The following is a 22,558-nucleotide window of genomic DNA, read 5'->3' as shown; positions in this document are numbered from 1 at the left end:
GCGGCGCCGTCAGGAGCTCAGCAGGAGATCGGTCAGGACCTTCCTGCCAAACACTAGTGCGTCCAGTGGAACGCGCTCGTCGACCCCGTGGAACAGTGCCGGGAAGTCCAGGGACGACGGCAGCTGGAGGGGCGCGAACCCGTATCCGGTGATGCCGAGCGTCGAGAGCGCCTTGTTGTCGGTGCCTCCGGAGAGCAGGTACGGGAGGACCTCGGCGCCCGGATCGAACCGGCGGATCGAGGCGGCCATGCTCTCGACGAGGGGGCCGGCGAAAGGCACCTCGAGCCCGATGTCGCGGTGCTGGACGAGGATCTCGACGTGCTCGCCGGCGAGGACCTTCAGGCGCTCCAGCACCGCGTCCTCCTCGCCGGGGAGGACGCGCACGTCGATGGTGGCCTCCGCCGAGTCCGGGATCACGTTGGCCTTGTAACCGGCCGACAGCATCGACGGATTCGCCGTGGTGCGCAGCGTCGCGGCGATGAAGCGCGAGGCGGTGCCGGTGGCGAGCGCGAGCTCCTCCGGGGTGCTGCGCTGCGGGTCGTGGCCGAGCAGGCGGGCGACCTCGTCGAGCAGCTCGCGCGTGGTGTCGGTGAGGCGCGTGGGCCACTCCTCGCTGCCGATGCGGGCGATCGCCTGCGCCAGCCGGGTGACGGCGTTCTCGGAGTTGATCTGCGAGCCGTGCCCCGCCGTGCCGTGCGCGCGGAGGGTCAGCCACATCAGCGCCTTCTCGCCGGTCTGCACGAGGTAGGCGCGCTTGCCGGCCAGCTCGATCGAGTAGCCGCCGACCTCGCTGATGGCCTCGGTCGCTCCCGCGAAGAGCTCGGGCCGCTCCCGGGCCAGGAATCCCGAGCCCCGCACGCCGCCCGCCTCCTCGTCGGCGAAGAAGGCGATGACGAGGTCGCGGGAGGGGCGCTTCCCCTCGCGGAGGATGTCGCCGAGCGAGGCGAGGATCATCGCGTCCATGTTCTTCATGTCGACCGCGCCGCGGCCCCAGAGCATGCCGTCCTTGATCTCGCCGCCGAACGGGTCGACGCTCCAGTTGTCGGCGATGGCGGGCACCACGTCGAGGTGCCCGTGCACGACGAGGGCGCCGCGCTCGCGGTCCTCCCCCGCGACCCGCGCGACGACGCTCGTGCGTCCCGGGTCGGAATCGATCAGCTCGGGCTCGAGGCCGAGATCGCGCAGCTTCGCCGCGACGTACTCGGCGGCCGGGCGCTCCGGCTCCGCCTTCCCGTCGCCGTAGTTGCTGGTGTCGAAGCGGATGAGATCGCGCGCGATGAGCGCCGTCTCGTCGAGGGTGCTGTCGGTCACGGGCGCGCTGTCGATGCTGTCGGACATGCGGGCAACGGTACCGGCGCGGGCTCGACGGCGCGCGGAGGCCGGTGGGCCGGGAGGTGGCGTGAGAGGCTCCGGAACCGTGCTAATGTCTTCTTCGGCCGCGGAAACGCAGGTCGAAGGAAACACTCGTCCGGGTGGCGGAAATGGCAGACGCGCTAGCTTGAGGTGCTAGTGCCCGTATAGGGCGTGGGGGTTCAAGTCCCCCCTCGGACACACTGACCGGAACCCCTCGTCTCTCTTCGGAGAGGCGGGGGGTTCCGTCGTTTCCGTCACCGTCCCCTCCTCGCGTCGGCGAGAGGGATGCGAGGGGCGGAGAACGACGAACGCCCCGCCTCTCCTCGAGGAGACGGAGCGTTCCGGCATCGGGCCCCGGCGTCAGACTCTCACGGTCGCCGGCGACCAGCCGAGAGCCGGGGCGATCGACTCTGCCACGGTGCGCAGGAGCCGCGCGTTGTACTCGACGCCCAGCTGGTTGGGCACGGTGAGCAGCAGCGTGTCCGCCTCCTGCACGGCGACGTCGGCGGCCAGCTCGGCGGCCACGGCGTCCGGCTCGCCCGTGTAGCTGCGGCCGAAGCGGGCGCGGACGCCCTCGAGGGTGGCGACCTGGTCCTGCTCGCCGCGGCCGCCGAAGTACAGGCGGTCGAGATCGCTCGTGATCGGAAGGACGCTGCGCGAGACGGAGACACGCGGGGCGCGCTCCCAGCCCGCGTCGCTCCACGCGGCGCGGTACTCGCGGATCTGGCGCGCCTGCAGCTCGTCGAAGGGCACGCCCTCCTCCTCCAGGAGCAGGGTCGACGACTGCAGGTTCATGCCCTGCTCGGCGGCCCAGCGAGCGGTCGCGAAGCTGCCCGCACCCCACCAGATCCGGTCCGCGAGCCCGGGCGAGTGCGGCTCGATCGAGAGCGGGAGCGACTGGCGCGTCATCGCCGGATCCGACTGAGCGACCGGCGCCCCGGCGAGCGCCTCCCGGAAGATCCGCACCTTCTCCCTGGCGAGGTCGGCGTCGGTCATCCCCTCAGGCGGGACGAAGCCGAACGCCTCGGACCCGCGCAGGGCCGTCTCGGGCGATCCCCTGCTGACGCCGAGCTCGAGCCGCCCGCCCGAGATCAGGTCGGCGGCGGCCGCCTCCTCCGCCATGTAGAGCGGGTTCTCCTAGTGAGCTAGTAATCTGTTCCTCATGCGCGCCGTCCTCTATCTTCGCCTCTCCGCCTCCGCTGACGACTCGACCTCGATCGCCAGGCAGGAGGCCGACCTCCGCGAGCTCGCCCAGCGCGAGGGCTGGGAGGTCGTCCGCGTGCTCGCCGACGACGGGATCTCGGGCCGGAAGGTGCGCGCGAACGTCGCCGAGGCCTTCCGGATGCTCACCGCCGGCGAGGCTGCCGTGCTCGCCGTCTGGAAGCTCGACCGGCTGACCCGGCAGGGCCTCGGCGCCGTCGGCGAACTCGTGAGCACCCTCGACGCCGTCCCCGGCTCCCTCTTCGTCGCGCACCGCGACGGCCTCCGCTCCGATCAGCCGGCGTGGAGGATCATCGCGGCCGTCCTCTCGGAAGTCGCGCGCACGGAGGCGGAGAACACGAGCGCCCGAGCCAAGAGCGCGATCGCCTACCGCAAGACGGTCACTCACCGATTCACCGGCGGCGGGACGATCCCCTTCGGCTACTCGTCAGCGCCGGCCGAGGACGGCCCGGGCCGGGTGCTCGTCGTGAACGAAGAGGAGGCGGCGGTCGTGCGGGAGGTGGCCGAGCGGCTCCTCGCCGAGCGCGAGCCGCTCTCCGCGATCGTCGCCGACCTGACCGCCCGAGGCGTGCCGACGTCGAAGTCCGCGCACCGGCGAGCCGCCTACCGCGGCGCCCCGACCGAGGGCCTCGACCGCGGGCGCTGGACGGCGTCGACGGTCCGCGCGCTCTGGACGGCCCCGACGATCGTCGGCCGCGTCCCGCTCGGCGACGACGTCGTCCGCGATACCGACGGGCTGCCGGTGACCGTCTGGCCCCCGCTCGTCGAGCTCGAGACTCTCGAGCGCCTCCGGGCCCGCTTCGGCGACCGCGACCCCGACCGCGCCCGCCCTCGTCGGGCAGCCCGTCTCCTCTCGGGCCTGGCCTACTGCGCCCACTGCGGACGGAAGCTCTACGTCACGACGGCCGGCGGCAAGCCGATCTACTTCTGTCCGGCGAACCGCAACGGCCAGGCCTGCCGCTCGCCCCGGATCGACGCGGTCCTCCTCGAGGAGTTCGTGATCGAGGACACGCTCGCTCTCGACGGCGCGAAGCCGCACCGGGAAGTGATCGAGGTCGTCTACGGCGAGGAGGCCTTCGGCGCGCTCCGGGAGGTCGAGGCTGCCCTCCGCGAGGCGACGGCGGCAATGATGGACGACGACGCCGACACCTCCGCCCTCCTCGCTCGCGTCGCCGCCCTCAAGGAGCGCCGCTCGGAGCTCCGCCGGGTCGAGCCCTCGTCGGAGACGATCGAGCGCGCGTCGGGCCTGACGATCCGCGAACACTTCCTCTCCCTCGTCGACGTCCCCGAGCGCCGAGCCGAGCTCGCCCGCCACTTCGACCACCTGACGGTTTCGTCCTACGACCCGGCCCACCGCCGGGGCGACGTCCGCGCCCGCGTGCGCTTCATGCGCGAGAGCGCCGACGCCGAGTAGCCCCCGCCGAGCGCGAAGCGCCTCCCTCCCGACGCCGGGGCGGGGGCGCTTCGTTGTTCCCGGGTGTCGAAGGTGTCGGAAGTGACCCCTTCTCTCTATCTCCTCTTAAGGGGTCTCTCTCTTAACAGCAGATGGTAACTACCCCTAGAACCGTCACCTTCGACACCCCGGACGGCGCCGGGGGCGCCTCCGGCGCCGACCCTGGGTCTTCGCCGCGGATCCGAGCCGCGCTAGCCCTCCTGGCCCCCTCCTCACGCGTACCCGATGGATCCGCCGTCGGCTGTCAAGAAGGACCGCCAGCCCATGCCCGCGCCGCTCCCCCTCCCGATCTTCCTCCGCGCCTTCGCCGAGGAGGTCCTCGTCCTCGCCCGGCTCCTCGCGACAATTGAGGACGCTCAATGGCAGCCCGCCCCCGCCCTGCAGCCCCGCGACGACTCCGGCATCCGCGCAAGCGGCGGGCACGGCGACCCAACGGGCGAGACCGCCGTCGACGCTCGACGACTCGCCGCCCGGGCTGCCGTCGTCGACGCGGAGGTGACGCTACGTTCCTCCCTCGGCGAGCTCCGGCGGTGTGTTGACACCCTCGACGGTGCGATCGGCCGATGGACCGGCGAAGGTCCCGCCGTCCGCGCTGCAGCATGAGCGCCGAGCGCCTGATTCGGGCCGCGGCGCTCGCGCATGGCGAAGATGGCGTCCTCGCGGACGGGGCGCTCCGGCTCCTCGAGCGGCTGACCGCGGGCAGCGGGAAGACGTGCGCGAAGTGCGGCGTCCGCCGGCCCCTCTCGTCCTTCGGCCGCGACGGGCGCGAGCGCAACGGCCTCCACCGGCTCTGCCGCGGCTGCCGCTCTCGTCGAGTCACGGCGCTTGTCGGGCCCGTGGCCCCCTCCTCAGTCGGGAAGAGTTCCAGCTCCGCCAGGCCCGTGGACTCTTCCTCTTTTTTCGGCCCAACAACCGGTGTCACACCTGATCGGAGCTCGCCCGTGTCCTGCCCGATGTGCGGCGCCGCCCTGTCTGGGGCACAGACAGTGTGCTCCGACCGCTGCCGCCAGCGCCGCTCCCGCGCGAACCGCTCGGCAGCCCGTGACGCCGCCCTCGCGCTCCTCGAGCGCCGCGACTGCCTCGCCGCGGCCGGCGGAACCGCTGAACAGGTCGCCGCCCTCGACGACCGCGCTCGCGCGCTCCTGCGCGCTTCCTAGACCCGCAGCGTCAACGCTGCACACCGCTTCGGCGCTTCCTTTCGGGCGTCGAAGGTCCCGGAGGACCCGGGCGGCGTCAGGCCGCTCCCTCGCGAGGCCGCGCCGCTCCTGGCCTGAGCGCGGCCTCGCCCCCTCCCGCCCGCTCCTCCCGACCCCTGGAGACCCCATGCCCAACGCATTTCTAACGCCCAACAACATCGCGACCGTGGCCGCCAACCTCGTCGGTCGCGACCTGAACCTCGGCGCACTGATCGCCCGCGACCTCGAGGCCGACTTCGAGCCGGGCAAGGGGATGACCGTCAAGGTCCGTGTCCCCGGCGCAATCGCCTCGCAGACGAAGCCCGCAGCCGACACGACCACTCCGCTCGTCACTGGCAAGATCGCAGAGCAGTTCGTCTCGGTGGAACTCACCGATCACGTCTACAACGCGGTCGTGCTGTCGGAGGCGGACCTCGACCTCGAAATCGGGGACTTCACGCGCCAGGTGCTCGATCCGCAGACCTCGGCGATCACGAAGCACGTCGAGCGCGCCGTCGCTGCCGCTCTCAAGGCGACGCCCGAATCGACCACGATCACCTACGACGCGACCAACCCCGCGCGCACCTTCACGGCGATTCGCTCGGCGCTCCGCGCCAAGGGCGTCACCGCCGAGACCCCGATCGTCGCGGCCGTCGGCAGCCAGGTCTACGCCGACCTCCTCGACGGCCCCGTCGGCTCGGCCGGGACGACCTTTGACTCTCCCGGCGTCGTCCGCGGTATCAAGGTCGTGGAGTCGACTCGCCTCGCCCCTGACGAAATCGTCGCCTTCGTGAAGAACGCGTTTAGCCTCGTCGTCCGCGCTCCGGAGGTGCCGGAGGGCGCTCCGTTCGGCGCCTCCGTTGTCGACCGGACCGGCGCCGAGCCTTTCGCCCTTCGCTGGATCCGCTCCTACGACGGCAACGTCGCGGTGGACCGCTCGGTCGTCTCGGCCTTCGTCGGCGTCAACGCCCTGCCACTGCCCGTCGACAACGAGGACGGGACTGTGACCCTCGTCCCCAACGGTGGGGCTGTCCGCGTCCTGACCGGCATTCCGGCCGCGGTGTAGTCCTCGCCCTCCCCGACCCCCTCCACAGAGAAGAGCCCAGCATGACCAGCTACAACGCCGACGAGCGCTCGCGCGCCCTGACCGCCTCTATCGTCGCCGACGTCCTCGAAAGCCACCCGCTGCCGACGACCGTCGACGAGCTCGCCCCGTCCGACCGCCGCCGCCTCGAGGACGCCGCTCACGAGCTCGGCATCACGCCGACGGCGCTCCTGCACCGTCGGCGCGCGGAGCAGACTCGCGAGATTGCAGAGGCGCGGGAGCTCGCGGCGCTCTCCAAGTTCCGCAGCTAGGAGCGCCGCTTCCGCTTTTTTCCGGGCTTAACCGAAGCGGGCTTCGGTTGCGTTCTCGGACCTTCAAAATGCTGTGGCTTCTGAACCATGTCCGGAGCTTTCACCTCCGCACGGTCGAGCGCCCACGCTGCCCACACAAACTCAAAAAACAGAGCCACTACCGACACCCACAGAAACGTTCCGGCGAGTCCAGCCAGTGCCGCCCACCAACTGCGCAATTCAACTTGGGTCACTACAGAAGTGACTAGACCATATGTTGCGATAAGGGCCGGAAGCGAGAGCGTGGCGATCATCCCCGCAGAAGCTCGTGAATACAGACCCACTCTGGAAGCCTTCGACGGGTCAGCCCCTCTCCGCACAACGCGTCGGCGCGCCGAGCCCCCTAGGAATCGCACTTCGATGACTGCGAAGAGGATCCCAAGAGGATAAACCTGCGCCAGCAAAGCTGCCCCGTCCAAGGGAATTCGGTGGTGTTCGATTTCTGAAACAAGGTCGGCCCACCACTGCATCTGACGAGCGTACCTCAGGGCAGCCACCGCCTTCCCTCCGACTGGAGCACCCGCCGAGTCCGGGTCCTGCGCCGCGACGGCTACCGATGCCAGGCCCGCGACTCGACCGGGCAGAAGTGCGAAGCGCCGGCCAACCAGTGCGACCACGTCAAGCCGGGCGACGACCACTCGCTCGACAACCTGCAAGCGCTGTGCTCATGGCATCACGGACGCAAGAGCAGCGCCGAGGGTGCCGCTGCACGTCGGCCTGCGGTCTCGCGCTACCGGCGCCCCGAGGCCCATCCCGGGGCCCTCTAGCTCCTCCTCCCGCGCTGACAAACCGCTGACGGATTGCTGGCGTCCCTGGGGGCGACCCCCTCCCCTCCCCCCCTCCTAGAAGCCCGAAACGGCATAGCGCCTCTCTGTGCGCGCGGGTTCCGGGGTTTCAACAAACCGCCCAAGGCCGCCACCCCGGCCCGTCGAGCCTGCCTCAGGCCCGTTTACACGCCCAGGAGGCGCCTTGCCCGTCGCTCCGTCTGATCTCGTCTACGGCTACGTCCGCGGTCGGTACATCCTCGCGGTCGGCGACACCGTCTCCGACTTCGACCGGCTGCCCGACATTCGCCCCGCGGTCGGGACCGTGCGCTTCCGCTGGCTCGGCTCGGCGCTCGTCGCGACGCAGCCCATCCCGACGGCCGTCGTCCCGCTCATCGTCGACGCGAGTATCGACCCGCTGACCGGCGACCTCCTCGACGAGGCGGGCGGCGTCGGAGTCTGTTTCGTCGCCGGGCGCTACGAGGTGACCTTCCGCTTTGTCGGCGTGACCGTCCCGTCGTTTCAGATCGAGGTCTTCAACACTCACACCGAGCGAGCGCCGCTGGACCTTCCCGGAGCGGCTCCGCTGACTCCGGCTCCCGGCGAGCGCTTCGTCGTCAACGAACAGGTCTACCGCGACACCCTGGCAGCCGTCTTGAAGGCGCAGGTTGTCGCCCGGCGAAGAAGTGCGGACTAAAATCTCATCAGACTCAACGCCGTACATCGTCAGCGGGCCACCCGGAGTGCAACTTGCACCGCCTCGACTGTGGCAGAACCACGCAGCGTCACGAGCGCTAAGGGATGGCCGTCACCTAAGACCACCGACACGCACCGATCGATCGTCCCACGCACGATGCCGATGCCTTTGCAGCGCACACGACTGCGACAGGCGCTCGCTCGGCTTAAAGGCCGAGTTCTTCCGCTGCAAGGACGCCTCTTAAGACGCCCGATAGGGCGAAGCGTTCAGGCTTCTTAGGCAAGCGGGCCTGGAGGCTTCCAGGGCACCCCCGTGAGTCGCCGCAGGTTTGCTCGTCCGATCGTCCGACCTGCCGGGGTCGCTTCGAAATAGGTCGGTAGATCCTGAAGCCAGGATGCAACCTCGCCAAGAATTTCTCTCGAGTTTAAGTCGGCAATAAAACGCCTTTGGCTCTCCGCTTCAATTGTGCCCACTCCCCCGAAAGTGATTGCCGCATCGATCGCCTTCGATATCTCTTCCTCATCGAAGCCATCCTCTAGCCTGTCAGAGCGAAACACGTCCAAATTGCTAACAGATACTCTGACGTATCCCGGCCGATAGGAGTGCGCAACGAGTGGGAGTGCGCATCGGATTTCTCTACAAGTCTCGTTATATAGACGCATCTCCTCTTCGCCTCTACGCATTCCGGGAGCATAGATTCCAGCCATGTTGCTCGTCCAAATCGCCGTTGCTGAGTTGAACGTTGTCCCTGACTGTTGGCGGACAGCGCCTACGGCGTCAAGGTGATCGATCCACGCGCGCCCCTTTGGTAGTCCACTACCGACAAGGACCTTGAAGTCATTTTCCATAGTGTCGAGGATCTGTTCGGTGGTTATTGACGAATGAACTACGTTTAGCGCGAGAACCACCGTCAGCGCCCGCAGCGCATTTGGGTCAATTCGACCCGCGATTGCTATCGCATCCGAAACCTCTACTGCAGCAATTCGGTCTGCGACCGTCTTGGCGCGCTCTGTCAGTAGGTCGGCGATTATCTCGTAATCATCCGCGGTGCCACTTGCCGCCGCAGCGGACTCGGCCTTTGCAACATCGTTGTTGAATCCGGGGTCTCGGAACGCGTCCAGGACACCAGCGGCGTCAAGCTGTCGAATTGCGATCGGAACAAATTCAGTCACGCGATCTCGAACAACCCTCGCCGCCTCCGCGTGGTACCCATTCGCAATCTCGAGCGCGACTTCCATAGCGATTTCCGTAGCGCGTTCCTCAGAGACCCCGACGACGTAGTCCCCTTGCACCATCACCTGAACCGAGTGAGCCCCGGCGCGCTGTGCCTGGCGATCAAATGTCACTTCGAACCCGAAAGGTCTCGCCCCGCCATGGTCTGAGTTGAATTGCGCCCAGCTCGCTGGCTCTGTCGGTTTCGACGGGTGACTACTCGCCAAGTAATCGCCGAGCCCCCTCCTGCCCCCAAGGCAAGCCCGATGAGCAAAGTTCCCAGGCCATCAAAGAACCAGTCCATGTAAATGTCCCCTCGCTTCAAGCGAGGATACTGCCTAGCGGCGACTTTTGGCCAGGCCAGCAAGCGTGGCGTAGTGCGCTCCTCCACGAAGCAGTCGCGTCAGCGTGACTCGAGCTGTTCGAATTCGCAGACCCGCTGTCATACGAGATGCGGCCCGTCGGGGCGCGTCGCGTCGTCAAGCTTTGCGCCGAGGACCTGCGCCGTAGCCTCAGCCACAGGCAACACCGAGCATCCCACGGCGTCTAGTCCGGCCAGAATCGACGATGCCTCCTTCGGTTGCCTCGCCAGCTCTCTTGACCCAGTCCAGGATGCCATCAGCCGCCTCGCCGACGGTCCGGCCGCTCGTCGCGCCGACCGCCGGCTTCGCCTCTCCGACCGCCGAGGCGTCTCGCGCGGCTGCCCTCGCGGCTGCAGCGCCGGCGCCCGCGCCGGTCTACGTGCAGAACCCCTGGACGGGCGAGTACCTCCTCGCCCAGACCGCGGCCGTCGCCGACGAGCGGATCGACGTCTACGACCAGGACTCGGCGCGTGCCGCCTCTACGGGTGCCTGGCCGACGTTATAGCAGTCCGGCTCCACCCAAGCATCCCTCTGACAAACCGCAGGTCGTTTGTCAGCGGCTTACGCCCCTTCCTCCGCATCCGTGGAGGGAGGGGCTTTTCGTCGTTTCTGAGCCTCGTCTACCGCTGCGGCTCTGATCCATTGGGCGGGGCTCACTCCCGCCGCGGCGGCAGCAGCGAGGACGAGGCTGTACTCCTGCTCCGTGAAGCGCACGCCTCTGACTTTGCTCAGCGGCTCGGCCACCCTTGGCCTGCCGCGGGCAGCCTTCTCGCTCATGCCGCCACGCTAGCGGGTTGCGCGACCGAATTTGTTGGGTAACAATAAATCCAGCCGCACCGCGCGGCTCGAGCAGCCAAGGAGCACCGATGAACGCCGACGCCACCGCCAACCTTTCCTACCGCATTGAGCCCTGGCCCGGCGGCCCCGAAGAGTTCCGCGCGATCTTCCGCGACGGGTCGTACGGCCCCGCGTCGGCGTACCGTCGGGACTGAGCTCGTTGCAGAAGAGGCCCCTACCCTCCACGGGTGGGGGCCTTTGATGCGCCCGGGCCCTATTGGTCGGCAGGCCGACACGCCGTGGCGCGTTGTGCACAGTGAACGGGATCCTTCTGTCCACACCTGTGGATGGTTCGTGCTGACCCGCGTCCTTCCGCGGTTCCGCAGGCTCCGGCTTGTGGATGAACGGGGGAGAAACCGGGGGATAACTACACGGCTGTAACTACTACGTCTAGCGGGCTTAAACCGGCCCGCACCCTATACGTAGTATTGGTAGCGCGGAATCGAAAGTTTCTTCTCAAGGGCGCCTTCGCGTTCCGCTGCGCTCACCCGCATGTATGCGGTTCGTCGACGAGAGGTCAACATATGGATACTGTCTGCCCCGAGGACCCCGACATGATTCGAGGTGCTTCGAAGCGGTCGTGTCAACTTATCACCAATGTGGGTCATGAGTACACACCCCCCGATCGCTTCGTGTGGCCTCCCTACTTGGAAGGGGAGCTTCGAAAGACGTACGCAATGTGCCGGTACTGCATGTTGCCTCTGTGGGAGTGTGAGAACTAGGTCGAGGCGGGGAGGCGCTTCGGAGCGACTCCCCGTCGGGCCCCCTCGCCTAGATCACTAGCTCGGACGGACTTCTCGTAGCGCATGTCGATGACCCCGGTGCCGATCTCGATGCGGCGGGTGCGCGCGGCGATCGCCGCCAGCAGCGGGAACGGCGAGGCGAGCTGCGGCGCGAAGTGGTGCACGCGGACGTAGGCGCCGTCGATTCCGATCTCCTCCGCCGCCTCCGCGAGCTCGATCGTCTGGAGGAGGACGTCGCGGGCGGAGCGGGTCTGCGACCCGGGAACCGGTTGGTAATGGCCGAAGGAGAGGAAGCCGATGCGCGAGACCATGCCTGCCTCAGCGCTCGGAGGTCCACCGCTATTCCCGGTGGTGCGCACTCTGGACGCCGAACCGCGACAGAGCTGCCGAGGACTCCTCAATACTCGTATGGTGGTCGAGTGCCCGGTGGTCAGGCGGAGAGGGGGGCGTCGTGGAGCAGACGGATGAACGCTTCGAGCCGCTCACGGTCGGCATCGAGACGATCAGCGGGCAGCGGGTGCCGGTGCGCGCTCTCGGACCGCAGCGGGATCGCACGCCCGGGCGCGGCTCCGCGTCAGTGCGCCTCGAAGTCGGCGGAGACCGAGGCGGTGACCTCGATGTCCTCCGGCTTGAGGGCCAGCGGCTCCTCCGACGAGGAGAACGCCTTGGCGCGGCTCATCAGCGCCGAGCCGCCCTCGATGCGCGTGTGCGGCCGCAGTCCCGGCTCGAAGAGGGTCAGCACCCGTACCTCGGTCAGGCCGAGGGCCGCCGCGTAGGCCTCCGCCCGCTCGAGCGCGTCGCGCACGGCAGCGGTGCGGACCTCGCGCTCGATGCCCGCCCGTCGAGCCGCCGTCACGTCCCAGTCGACGCCCGAGATCTGGATCCCCGGCACCTCCGAGATTGAGCCGACCCAGCGGCCGAGAGCCGCGAAGTCGCGGTACTTCACCCGGACCCCGGCGGCCGCGACGTGGAAGAGCTGCGTGACGTCCGAGTCCTTGATGTACCGGCGGATCGAGGACACCGAGATCTGGTCGGAGGACCACCAGGTGGCGGCCCCGGACGCCTGCTCGGCGGCCGCCTCCTCACGGACCCGCGCGTGCAGGGCGGTGACCTCGGCGAGCGCCTGGGGCCGGGACCGCGACTCGCGCCGGATCTCGAGGCGGACGGTGCCCCGCTCGGCGGGGTGGAAGTGCTGGGCGAGACCGGCGACGGTGATGGTGACCATGGCCCCATCGTGCCGTACGCACCCCGTCAGCTCCGAGCGGCGAGTATCGCCCGGATGCGATCGGCGAGGGCCCGCTCCGTCGTCAGGTTGCTGACCAGCTGGGCGCGGTGCCCCCCGCAGGCACCCGGGAGGGGATCTCCGGTTCTCGGATCGACCCGGCCGAGAAGAGCCCGCTCTCCCTGGACGATCGACGCCTCGAGCAGGGCGAGCCGCCGCTCGAGCCGCTCGGTCTCGAAGCTCTCGGGCGTGATGTCGGACTCGCGGAAGTGGCCGGCTGTGGAAGGGGGGACGCTCATCGATGATCCGTTCCGTCGGGGCGCCCAGGAGCGGCGCCATCACCAGGAAGACACCGGAGAACGGAGATCATGACGCGAAGGCGCGAAATGCACTGAGGCGTGGCGCGCCTCCGGCGGTCAGGAGCGGAAGACGGCCAGGTTCTCGTTCTCCACGATGGCGAGGGTGCGGACGAGCCGGGTGTAGCGCTCGACCAGCTCGCCCTCACCCGCTCCCTGACCCAGCAGGGCCGAGATGCTCTCGGCGGGAAAGAGGGAGACGATCTCCATCGCTACCGCTCGCGCATGCTCGGAGGAGAGAGTGCGCGCGTACTCCAGGGCGCGGGTCAGCTGCGGCCTCTCCTCCCCCTCGGGACTCGCCGACGGCGACGTCGCGGCCGCATGGCCGAGGACCGCCACGAAGACCCGGGCGATCTCGTCGACCCGGAGCGCTCGGACCAGGGTCAGCAGACGCGAGGAGACGCGGGAGACGCCGCGTGCGAGGAGCTCTCCGCTGAGGGCGCGCACCTCGATCACGTCGCCGCCGCCGAACTCGCCCGAGACGCGCTTGATGCCCGAGGCGAACAGGCTCGAGCCGGCTCCGATGCTCCGCTCGGCCTCGAGGTTGATCTCGACGCGGCCGCGGCCGGTCGCCACTCCGGAGATCCAGCGCTGCTCGACGGGCGGGTGCGCGTGCACCGCGCGCACGAGGGTGCCCGGGCCCGGACCGCCCAGGGCACCCAGGATCACCTCGGGGGTGCGCGCCCCGGCGATCCTGGTCGAGACGCCGTTGTGAGCGGCGAGCTCGGCGGCCCGCAGCTTGGAGCGGATGCCCCCTCGTCCGGTCCCGCCCTTCTGCACGCCGATGCGGCGCAGCTCCGAGATGCCCAGCTCCTCGAGGTGCACGCCCTCGGCGATGCTGCCGGCGAAGACACCGGGCACATCGGTGAGGAGCAGCAGCAGGTCCGCGCCGAGGAGCATCGCCAGTCCGCCGGCGACGCCGTCGTTGTCCGAGCCGGCGGAGTCGATCGTGTCGTTGCCGTTGACCACGGGCACGACTCCGGCGTCGAGGGCGTGGCGGATCGCCTCGGCGACGTGCGCCATCTGCCGGGGCGAGGCGAGGTCGGACTCGCCGATCAGGATCTGCGCGACCAGGGCACCCGAGAGCTCGGCCACCGAGCGGTAGAAGCCCATGAGGACGGTCTGGCCCACCGCTGCCGCCAGGCGGGCGCTGATCGGCTCCTCCTGCGAGCGGGCGAAGAGCGCCCGGCCCGAGGAGACGGCGCCGGAGGAGACCAGCACGACGTCCCAGCCCAGCGCCCGGGCGGCGAACGCGCTCTCGAGCGCACTGGCCAGGAGCACGGGATCCGGGCCCGACTGCTTGGTGACCGAGCTGGACCCCATCTTGACCACGAGGGTCCGCCTGCGCGGCGCGGCCGGGGTAATGGCGTCGGAGTCGGCGGGATCGGGCAGGGCGTCGGACATGGCTCCCATGGTAGAGGCGCGGGCAGAGGCCCTCCCTTGACGAGACCAGGCGGAGGACGCCGCCGCACGGCGATGTCGGGGTCGCATGCGAGACTGCCCGGCACGCGTCGAACCTCCTCCGCAGAGCCCTGGACAGGGCTGTCGCGGAAGGGTCCAAGCGGCTCGCCGGTGGATGTCGGTGGCGATTGACATACTCGAACACATGTTCGAACATGGGCAGATGAGCCCCCCTTCACCCCTCGTCTCCGCGGAGACGGCCGAGGCCGCAGAGCCCCTTCTGCGGCAGCTCGCGTCGGTGAAGGAGCTGCAGTCCCGCATCCGTGACATGCAGGCGACGACCCTCGAGACCAGGAGCCTCGCCACCCTGCCGGCCTTCTCCTCCGTTCTCCCGGGCGGCTCGCTCAAGCAGGGCGCGGCCTACTCGGTGGAGGGCTCGATGAGCCTGGCGATGGGGCTGCTCGCCGGCCCGTCCGCCGAGGGCTCGTGGTGCGGCGTTGTGGGCGTCCCGGAGTTCGGGGCCGAGGCCGCGGCCGGCATGGGGATCGACCTCGAGCGCCTGGTTCTCGTGCCCGCACCCGCCGAGCACTGGCTCACCGTCACCGCCGCACTGGTCGATGTGCTGACCGTCGTGCTCACCCGTCCTCCCGCCTCCGTCTCCTCGGCAGACGTCTCACGTCTGGGAGCACGACTGCGGCAGCGGGGGGCCGCGCTGGTGGTCCTCGGCGAGTGGCCCCAGGCCGAGGCGCGGCTCAGCCTCCGCAGCAGCCGTTGGGAGGGGCTCGGCGACGGCCACGGCTACCTCCGCTCCCGAGAGGCTATGGTCGATGTGGTCGGTCGGGCCGGCACCCGGGTGCGCACGGTGAGGATGAGCATGCCGGGCGTCGAGAGCGTCTTCGGCTCCCGGGTCGAGCACGGCCGCCTGCGCGAGCGGGCGGTCTGAGATGGCGAGCGCACCCGAGCTGCGGCGGACGATCCTCGTCTGGTGCCCCGACTGGCCCCTCCTCGCGGCCGCTGCCGACGCCGGCCTCGGCGCCGAGCACCCCCTGGCCCTCACCGAGAAGAGCCTGGTCTTCGCCTCCTCCCCCGCTGCCCGGGCCGAAGGGGTCCGGCGGGGCATGCGCGTGCGCGAGGCGCAGTCCCGCTGCACGGGTCTCGCCGTCCTCCCGTACGACCCGGTTCTCGACCACCGGGCGTTCGAGCCGCTCATCCAGGCGCTCGAGGAGATCACCCCGGGCGTCCAGCTGATCCGGCCCGGTCTGTGCGCGATCCGCGCCCGCGGTCCTCGCCGGTACTACGGGAGCGAGCAGAGCGCGGCCGAGGCGATCCTGCAGCGTCTGGCCGAGCTGGGTCTGCCCGATGCCCGTATCGGGATCGCCGACGGGCTCTTCGCCTCCGAGCTCGCCGCGAAGCACTCCGGCCGTCCCATCGCCGTCGTGCCCGCAGGATCAGCGGCCGGGTTCCTCTCCCCGCTCCCGCTCGACTCGCTCGAGACCGAGTCCGTCGCAGCGCCTGCCCGCGTTCCCCACCGGGGGGACGACCTGGTGGCGCTCCTGCGCAAGCTCGGCGTCCGCACCCTCGGCGCCTTCGCCGCGCTCCCTCGAGAGGACGTCGCCGCCCGGTTCGGACCGGAGGGCGCCCACGCGCACCTCCTCGCCGCCGGAGCGGAGTCGGAGACGGTGGTGCCCCGGCTTCCGCCCGAGCGCCTCGACCGGGCGATGGAGTTCGAGCCTCCTCTGGACCGCATCGACCAGGCAGCCTTCGCCTTCCGCGTGCCGGCGGAGGAGTTCGTCGCCGGGCTCACCCGCGCACAGCTGGTCGCGACCGCCATCCGCATCGAGGTCGTCAGCGAGCGCGGTGAGGTCTCCTCCCGGAGCTGGCTGCACCCGAGATGGTTCAACCCGGGCGACGTGCTCGACCGGGTCCGCTGGCAGCTCCAGGGCAGCGGGGCGATCGACACCGGTCTCGGAGCGCCGATCTCGCGGCTGTGCGTCGAGCCCGAAGCCGTCGACGCGATCGGCAACCACGAGCAGGGCCTCTGGGGCACCGCCCCGGAGGAGCGCGTCCACCACGGGCTGAGCCGCGTGCAGAGCATGCTCGGGCACGAGGCCGTGATGACCGCGTCGATCGGAGGCGGTCGGTCCCTCCGCGACCGCCAGCACCTGATCCCGTGGGGAGACCGGGAGCCGGGCGACGCCCGTCCGAGGGCCCTGCCCTGGCCCGGCTCCCTGCCGCCGCCCCTGCCGCCGACCGTCTTCGCGGAGCCCGCCGCCGTGCTGGTCCGCGGACCGAGGGGCGAACCCGTCGCGGTCGACGAGCGCGGCACCCTCAGCTCCGTGCCCGCCTACTTCACCCCCGGGACGTCCCAGGCCCGCCTGGAGCCCCTCGCGGGATGGGCGGGTCCCTGGCCGATCGACGAGCGCTGGTGGGATCCGAGCACCGCCGTCCGCTACGACCGCTTCCAGGTGGTCGACGCCGCCGGTGTCGCCTGGCTGCTGCTCTGCCTCGACGGGGTCTGGGCCGCCGAGGCCCGCTACGACTGACCCGGAGAGTCCCTCCACCACCGCGAACGAGAACCGAAGGAGCCCCGATGGGCTGGAACAACCCGCCGATCCCCTGGTCGGAGTTCGAGCGCCGCCTGTCCAGCGGCAAGCGCGCCGACGGCACGGTCGTCCGCGGCGACGGCGGCGACAGCCCGGCCTGGTCGCACAGGCGCCCCGCCTACGTCGCCGGGGACGACGTCCTGCCGCCGGCGCATCCGGTGCCCTACGCCGAGCTGCACGCCCACTCCCACTTCAGCTTCCTCGACGGCGCGAGCAAGCCGGAGCAGCTGGTCGAGGAGGCGGTCCGGCTCGGCATCGACACTCTGGCGCTCACCGACCACGACGGCCTCTACGGCATCGTGAGGATGGCCGAGGCCGCGCAGGGGCACGCAGTCCGCACCGCCTTCGGAGCCGAGCTCTCCATCGGGCTCACCTCGCCCCAGAACGGCGTCGCCGACCCGGAGGGGACCCACCTGCTCGTCCTCGCCCGCCGCGAGGAGGGCTACCACCGCCTCGCCCGCGCGATCACCACCGCCCAGCTCGCCGGAGCCGAGAAGGGCAAGCCGAGCTACGACCTCGAGGAGCTCGCCCGCGCCGCCGACGGGCACTGGATCGTGCTGACGGGCTGCCGCAAGGGAGCGGTCCGCCAGGCCCTCGCCGCCGCGGGAGAGGCCGCCGCCGAGCGGGAGGTCCGCGAGCTCGTCCGGCTCTTCGGTCCCGCCAACGTCCTCGTGGAGCTCTATGACCACGGCGACCCCCTCGCCTCGCGGGCCAACGACCACCTGGCGGCGATCGCCGAGAAGCTCCAGCTCCGGACGGTCGCCACCGGCAACGTGCACTACGCCCGGCCGGAGGAGCGCCCCCTCCAGACCGCCCTCGCCGCGGTCAGAGCACGCCGGAGCCTCGACGAGATGGACGGCTGGCTCCCCGCCGCCGGCGGGGCCCACCTGCGCTCCGGCGCCGAGATGGCCGAGCGCTTCTGCCGCTACCCCGGCTCCGTCGAGAACACGGTGCGCGTCGCCGACGAGATCGCCTTCGAGCTCGGCCGCGTCCGGCCCCGGCTCCCGCGCCAGGAGGTCCCCGAGGGGCACACCTCGATGAGCTGGCTGCGCGAGCTCGTGCGCGAGGCGGTACCGGCCAAGTACCCCCGCGCCGACGCCGACGTCCTCGCCCGTCTCGAGAAGGAGCTCGCGGTGATCGAGCAGAAGGACTTCCCGGGCTACTTCCTGATCGTCCACGACATCGTCCACTACGCCAAGCGGAACGGCATCCTCTGCCAGGGACGCGGCTCGGCCGCCAACTCGGCGGTCTGCTACGTCCTGGGCATCACGGCGGTCGACTCGATCTTCTACGACCTGCCGTTCGAGCGGTTCCTCTCCAGCATCCGCGACGAGGAGCCCGACATCGACGTCGACTTCGACTCGGAACGGCGCGAGGAGGTCATCCAGTACGTCTACCGGAAGTACGGACGCCTGAACGCGGCCCAGGTCGCCAACGTCATCACCTACCGGCCCAAGTTCGCCGTCCGCGACATGGCCAAGGCGCTCGGGTACAGCGCCGGGCAGCAGGACGGCTGGTCCAAGCAGGTCGAGCGGTGGGGGTCCGTCACTGAGAGCACCGACCACGACATCCCCGAGGACGTGGTCGCCCTGACCACCCGGGTGCTGGGCACGCCCCGTCACCTGGGCATCCACTCCGGCGGGATGGTGCTGACCGACCGGCCCGTGGGCGAGGTCTGCCCGATCGAGCCCGCGCGGATGGAGGACCGCACCGTCCTGCAGTGGGACAAGGACGACTGCGCCTGGATGGGCCTGGTCAAGTTCGACCTCCTCGGGCTCGGGATGCTGGCCGCTCTGCAGTACACGTTCGACCTCGTCGCCGAGCACGTCGGCGAGAAGTGGGACCTCTCCACCATCCCCCGCGAGGAGAAGGGCGTCTACGACCAGCTCTGCCGAGCCGATTCGATCGGGGTGTTCCAGGTCGAGAGCAGGGCGCAGATGGGCACCCTCCCCCGGCTGCAGCCGCGCCGCTTCTACGATCTGGTGATCGAGGTCGCGCTCATCCGCCCCGGCCCCATCCAGGGCGGTGCGGTCCATCCCTACATCCGCCGCAAGCTCGGCGAGGAGCCGGTGACGTACCAGCACCCCCTCCTCGTGACGCCGCTCAAGCGCACCCTCGGCGTGCCGCTCTTCCAGGAGCAGCTCATGCAGGTGGCCGTGGCCGTCGGCGACTGCAATGCGGAGGACGCCGACCTGCTGCGCCGGGCGATGGGGTCCAAGCGCGGGACCGAGAAGATCGAGACCCTCCGCGAGCGGCTCTACCAGGGGATGGCCCGCAACGGCATCACCGGCGAGGTCGCGGACGACATCTACCTGCGGATCCAGGCGTTCGCGAACTTCGGCTTCGCCGAGAGCCACGCGATCAGCTTCGCCCTGCTGGTCTACGCCAGCGCCTGGCTCCGCCTGCACTACCCCGCCGCGTTCACCGCCGCGCTGCTGAGGGCGCAGCCCATGGGCTTCTACGCCCCGCACACCCTGGTCGCCGATGCCCGCCGACACGGAGTGGAGGTCGTCCCGCCCGACGTCAACCGCTCCCTGGCGCCTCCCGGGCTCGAGGCGAAGGAGGACGCCCCCGCACGCCGGAGAAGCGGCGCCGCCTACGGGAGCGACGACTGCCTCCGCTCCGATCAGCCGCCCACGGGCCTGTTCGACCGCAGCGAGCACTTCCACTCGGACGACCACCGGCGCGACAGCGGATTCGTGATCCGGCTGGGGCTGGCCGGAGTGAAGGGTATCGGCACCGCGCTCGCCGAGCACATCGTCGCCGAGCGCGAGCGCGGTGGACCCTACGCGAGCATGGCCGACCTCTCGCGGCGGGTCGGAACGACCGCGGCTCAGCTGGAGGCCCTCGGCGCGGCGGGAGCCTTCGACTCGCTCGGTCTCCAGCGCCGGCAGGCGCTCTGGGAGGCCGGCACCGCCGCAGGCGACCGCGAGGAGTTCCTCGCCGGCTCGACGGTCGTCGTGCAGCCCCCGCTCCTGCCGATGCTCTCCCCTCAGGAGCGCGTGGTCTTCGACTTCTGGGCCACCGGCATCTCGCCCGACGACCACCCGCTGCGCCACCTCCGCGAGGGGCTCGCCCGGCGCGGAGCCCGCTCCTCGGCCGATCTCCCCGGCATCCCCTCGGGGACCCGGATCGAGGTGGGCGGGGTCGTGATCCACCGCCAACGTCCCTCCACAGCCGGTGGAGTGACCTTCCTCAACCTCGAGGACGAGCACGGGATCCTCAACGTGATCTGCTCCGTCGGAGTATGGAACCGCTATCGCCGCGTGGCCCGCGAGGCACCCGCCCTGCTGGTCAGGGGGATCCTCGAGCGCTCCGACGAGGGGGTGACGAACCTCCTCGCCGACCGGTTCGACACCCTCACGGTCGGCGCTCGCACCACCTCACGCAACTTCCGATGACCCCTCAGCGGCACCGCCCGCTCGCCCCACGAGAAAGCGACACCATGACCACTCTCGACCACGCCGCTCCCGCTCCGCACCTGGATGCGCCGCTCCTGAACGACCGCGAGCTGCGCGAGCGCGTCTCCTCGCTGATCGGGCCGGCCTACCGCCGGGCACTGTGGCCGATCTTCCTCGACCGCGACGGCGTGCAGCTGCCGATCCTCTATCCGGTGGACGGGCTCCCCGTGCACCCCGACGAGGAGAAGACCGAGCGGATCGTCGCCACCCTCGCCAAAGCCGTGGCGCACCAGGACGTGGGCTCGCTCGCCTTCGCCCTCGAACGTCCCGGGCGCGCCTTCCTCGGCGAGACCGACCGGGTCCTCGCCCGTCACCTCGCCGCGGCCTGCCACAAGCGGGCCATCCCCCTGCGGGCGCTCCTGCTCGTCCACGACGAGGGAGTGCGGGTCGTGACCCCGACGGAGTACGCCGCGGTCACGATCTGAGTGCTCGGGCTCGAGGACGCCCCTCAGGCGCTCAGGCGGCCGGCCACCTGGACAGCCGGCCGCCGCGGAGCTCAGCCGCTCAGCGTCACCAGCAGCGAGGAGGCACCGAGATCCACCTCGGTGTCCCCCGGCCGGACCGCGTACTCTCCGACGCCGAGCAGCGTCTCCGCCACCTCCGGCAGAGCGACGCGCGCGGCGGCCTCGCCCACGTTGATCGCCACGGTCACACGACCACGGCCGAGAGTCAGCCAGCGGGCCTTCTCATCGACATCCACATGGAGCGACCCGAAGCGCGGGTCGGTCAGCTCCGGGTAGCGGCGGCGGATCGCCGCCAGCTCGCGGTACACCTCGAGGGTGCGGGCGTGACGCCCCTCCCCGACCTCGGACCAGTCGAGCCGCGAGCGCAGGAACGTCTCCGGGTCCTGCGGGTCGGGCACGACCTCCGGGTCCCAGCCCATCTTCGCGAACTCCTCGATGCGGCCCTTCGCCGTCGCCTCGCCCAGATCCTTCTCGGGGTGCGAGGTGAAGAACTGCCACGGCGTCGACGCCGCCCACTCCTCGCCCATGAAGAGCATCGGAGTGAAGGGGCCCAGCAGTGTCAGAGCGGCCGCGATCGCCAGGCGCCCCTCGTCGAGGGTCGCCGTCAGACGGTCGCCGACGGCCCGGTTGCCGATCTGGTCGTGGTTCTGGCTGCAGACCACCAGGCGCCAGGTCGGCATGTGCTCGGTGTCCACCGGACGGCCGTGGTGACGGCCGCGGAACGTCGAGAGAGTGCCGTCGTGGAAGAAGCCCCGGGTCAGCACCTTCGCGAGGGCGCCGAGCGGCGCGAAGTCCTCGTAGTAGCCCGTGGTCTCCCCGGTCAGTGCGACGTGGACCGCGTGGTGGAAGTCGTCGCTCCACTGCGCGTCGAGCCCGTAGCCGTGCGCCTCCCGCGGAGTGATCAGCGTCGGATCGTTGAGGTCGGACTCCGCGATCAGCGTCAGAGGGCGTCCGACGTGGGCCGACAGCACGGCCACCTCGCTCGCCATCTCCTCGAGCACGTGCACGGCCCGCTCGTCCGAGAGGGCGTGGACCGCGTCCAGGCGCAGGGCGTCGACATGGTAGTCGCGCAGCCACATCAGGGCGTTGTCGATGATGTACCCGCGGACGGTGTCGGAGCCCTCGCCGTCCAGGTTGATCGAGCTGCCCCAGGTGTTGGCCTTCTCGTTCTTGAGGTAGGGGCCGAACTCCGGGAGGTAGTTGCCGCTCGGGCCGAGGTGGTTGTAGACGACGTCCTGGACCACGCCGAGACCGGCGCGGTGGGCGGCGTCCACGAAGCGCTGGTACGCCTCGGGTCCGCCGTACGGCTCGTGCACGGCGTACCAGAGGACCCCGTCGTAGCCCCAGTTGTGCGTTCCGTTCACCGCGTTGACCGGCAGCAGCTCGATGAAGTCCACGCCGATCGAGCGCAGGTGCTCGAAGCGCTCCGCCGCCGCGTCCAGGGTGCCCTCGGGCGTGAAGGTCCCGAGGTGCAGCTCGTAGATGACGGCGCCGGCCAGCTCGCGCCCGGTCCAGGCGGAGTCGCCCCACACGTGCGCCGAGGGGTCGAACGTCCGCGAGAGCTCGTGCACGCCCTTCGGCTGGCGGCGCGAGCGGGGGTCCGGCAGCGGACCGCCGCCGTCCACTCGGTACCCGTAGTCGACCTCGCCGGTGGCCGGGGCCGACGCGGGCGCCCGCCACCATCCCTCGTCTCCGTGGCGGGTCATCGTCAGCGACGAGTCGCCGCCGAGCAAGAGCTCGACCGTCGAGGCCTCGGGGGCCCAGACGTCGAACCGCTCGGGACCGGTCGTCGGGAGGGCGTAGCGGTAGGGAGTCGTGCTGATCACTGCTGTCTCCAGG

The 22,558-nt window shown here is 70.4% G+C and carries 17 protein-coding genes, 1 tRNA gene and 2 pseudogenes; 12 read left to right on the top strand and 8 right to left on the bottom strand.

The window, feature by feature from the left end:
* Window positions 1-9 precede the first annotated feature (9 nt).
* Window positions 10-1,338 (bottom strand): M20/M25/M40 family metallo-hydrolase, encoded by a 1,329-nt coding sequence (locus tag GSU45_RS07975; RefSeq protein ID WP_244248259.1) that lies wholly within the window; start codon window positions 1,336-1,338, stop codon window positions 10-12.
* Between the two features lie 128 nt (window positions 1,339-1,466).
* Between GSU45_RS07975 and GSU45_RS07970 the strand changes: the two genes are divergently transcribed.
* Window positions 1,467-1,551: transfer RNA gene (locus GSU45_RS07970), tRNA-Leu, on the top strand.
* Between the two features lie 162 nt (window positions 1,552-1,713).
* Here the strand turns inward: GSU45_RS07970 and GSU45_RS07965 are convergent.
* A pseudogene (locus GSU45_RS07965) lies at window positions 1,714-2,490 on the bottom strand (LLM class flavin-dependent oxidoreductase); the annotation flags it as partial.
* A 25-nt stretch (window positions 2,491-2,515) separates the two neighbouring features.
* Here GSU45_RS07965 and GSU45_RS07960 point away from each other — a divergent pair.
* The 5 genes from GSU45_RS07960 to GSU45_RS07935 all read left to right on the top strand — a co-directional run bounded on the left by GSU45_RS07960 (window position 2,516) and on the right by GSU45_RS07935 (window position 8,058).
* Window positions 2,516-3,988, top strand: coding sequence for a recombinase family protein (locus GSU45_RS07960; RefSeq protein WP_159914079.1), 1,473 nt, complete (start codon window positions 2,516-2,518; stop codon window positions 3,986-3,988).
* A gap of 303 nt (window positions 3,989-4,291) precedes the next feature.
* A complete protein-coding gene (locus GSU45_RS07955) occupies window positions 4,292-4,630 on the top strand; it encodes a hypothetical protein (RefSeq protein WP_159914077.1) in 339 nt (112 codons plus the stop codon).
* A gap of 720 nt (window positions 4,631-5,350) precedes the next feature.
* The gene (locus tag GSU45_RS07945; protein ID WP_159914073.1) at window positions 5,351-6,268 is read left to right on the top strand and encodes a P22 phage major capsid protein family protein; all 918 of its coding nucleotides are present in this window, start codon (window positions 5,351-5,353) and stop codon (window positions 6,266-6,268) included.
* Window positions 6,269-6,309: 41 nt separating this feature from the next.
* A complete protein-coding gene (locus GSU45_RS07940; RefSeq protein WP_159914071.1) occupies window positions 6,310-6,558 on the top strand; it encodes a hypothetical protein in 249 nt (82 codons plus the stop codon).
* A 1,008-nt stretch (window positions 6,559-7,566) separates the two neighbouring features.
* A complete protein-coding gene (locus GSU45_RS07935; protein ID WP_159914069.1) occupies window positions 7,567-8,058 on the top strand; it encodes a hypothetical protein in 492 nt (163 codons plus the stop codon).
* 275 nt (window positions 8,059-8,333) lie between these two features.
* Here the strand turns inward: GSU45_RS07935 and GSU45_RS07930 are convergent, their stop codons facing one another.
* Window positions 8,334-9,353 (bottom strand): LPO_1073/Vpar_1526 family protein, encoded by a 1,020-nt coding sequence (locus tag GSU45_RS07930; protein ID WP_159914067.1) that lies wholly within the window; start codon window positions 9,351-9,353, stop codon window positions 8,334-8,336.
* 529 nt (window positions 9,354-9,882) lie between these two features.
* Here GSU45_RS07930 and GSU45_RS07925 point away from each other — a divergent pair.
* Window positions 9,883-10,137: a hypothetical protein gene (locus tag GSU45_RS07925; protein WP_159914065.1), complete on the top strand. Its 255-nt coding sequence runs from the start codon at window positions 9,883-9,885 to the stop codon at window positions 10,135-10,137.
* A 361-nt stretch (window positions 10,138-10,498) separates the two neighbouring features.
* The gene (locus GSU45_RS17375; RefSeq protein WP_279631111.1) at window positions 10,499-10,624 is read left to right on the top strand and encodes a hypothetical protein; all 126 of its coding nucleotides are present in this window, start codon (window positions 10,499-10,501) and stop codon (window positions 10,622-10,624) included.
* 641 nt (window positions 10,625-11,265) lie between these two features.
* On the opposite strand, the pseudogene GSU45_RS07920 reads toward GSU45_RS17375, so the two are convergent.
* The 4 genes and pseudogenes from GSU45_RS07920 to proB all read right to left on the bottom strand — a co-directional run.
* Window positions 11,266-11,523, bottom strand: a pseudogene (locus GSU45_RS07920) (LLM class flavin-dependent oxidoreductase); the annotation flags it as partial.
* Between the two features lie 263 nt (window positions 11,524-11,786).
* Window positions 11,787-12,437, bottom strand: a complete 651-nt coding sequence (locus tag GSU45_RS07915; RefSeq protein WP_159914063.1) for an SIMPL domain-containing protein — start codon at window positions 12,435-12,437, stop codon at window positions 11,787-11,789.
* A 26-nt stretch (window positions 12,438-12,463) separates the two neighbouring features.
* Window positions 12,464-12,733, bottom strand: coding sequence for a hypothetical protein (locus GSU45_RS07910; protein ID WP_159914061.1), 270 nt, complete (start codon window positions 12,731-12,733; stop codon window positions 12,464-12,466).
* Window positions 12,734-12,850: 117 nt separating this feature from the next.
* Entirely contained in the window at window positions 12,851-14,194 is a 1,344-nt protein-coding gene (gene proB, locus GSU45_RS07905; RefSeq protein ID WP_159914059.1) for a glutamate 5-kinase, read from the bottom strand.
* A gap of 220 nt (window positions 14,195-14,414) precedes the next feature.
* Here proB and GSU45_RS07900 point away from each other — a divergent pair, with 220 nt between their 5' ends.
* From GSU45_RS07900 to GSU45_RS07885, 4 genes are read left to right on the top strand one after another with little or no spacing between them, the layout of a single operon-like run.
* Entirely contained in the window at window positions 14,415-15,134 is a 720-nt protein-coding gene (locus GSU45_RS07900; protein ID WP_159914057.1) for a hypothetical protein, read from the top strand.
* Window position 15,135: 1 nt separating this feature from the next.
* A complete protein-coding gene (locus tag GSU45_RS07895; RefSeq protein WP_159914055.1) occupies window positions 15,136-16,734 on the top strand; it encodes a DNA polymerase Y family protein in 1,599 nt (532 codons plus the stop codon).
* Window positions 16,735-16,781: 47 nt separating this feature from the next.
* Entirely contained in the window at window positions 16,782-20,195 is a 3,414-nt protein-coding gene (locus tag GSU45_RS07890) for an error-prone DNA polymerase (RefSeq protein WP_159914053.1), read from the top strand.
* A 44-nt stretch (window positions 20,196-20,239) separates the two neighbouring features.
* Entirely contained in the window at window positions 20,240-20,680 is a 441-nt protein-coding gene (locus GSU45_RS07885; RefSeq protein ID WP_159914051.1) for a hypothetical protein, read from the top strand.
* 71 nt (window positions 20,681-20,751) lie between these two features.
* On the opposite strand, the gene treZ is transcribed toward GSU45_RS07885, so the two are convergent.
* Complete coding sequence (gene treZ, locus GSU45_RS07880) at window positions 20,752-22,545, bottom strand: malto-oligosyltrehalose trehalohydrolase (protein ID WP_244248258.1); 1,794 nt, start codon at window positions 22,543-22,545, stop codon at window positions 20,752-20,754.
* Window positions 22,546-22,558: the final 13 nt, after the last annotated feature.

The sequence above is a fragment of the Rathayibacter sp. VKM Ac-2801 genome, from assembly GCF_009834245.1.
In the GTDB taxonomy this organism is placed as follows: Bacteria; Actinomycetota; Actinomycetes; order Actinomycetales; family Microbacteriaceae; genus Rathayibacter.
Note: the sequence above shows the minus strand (reverse complement) of the source record. Positions and strands in the feature narration are given on the sequence as shown.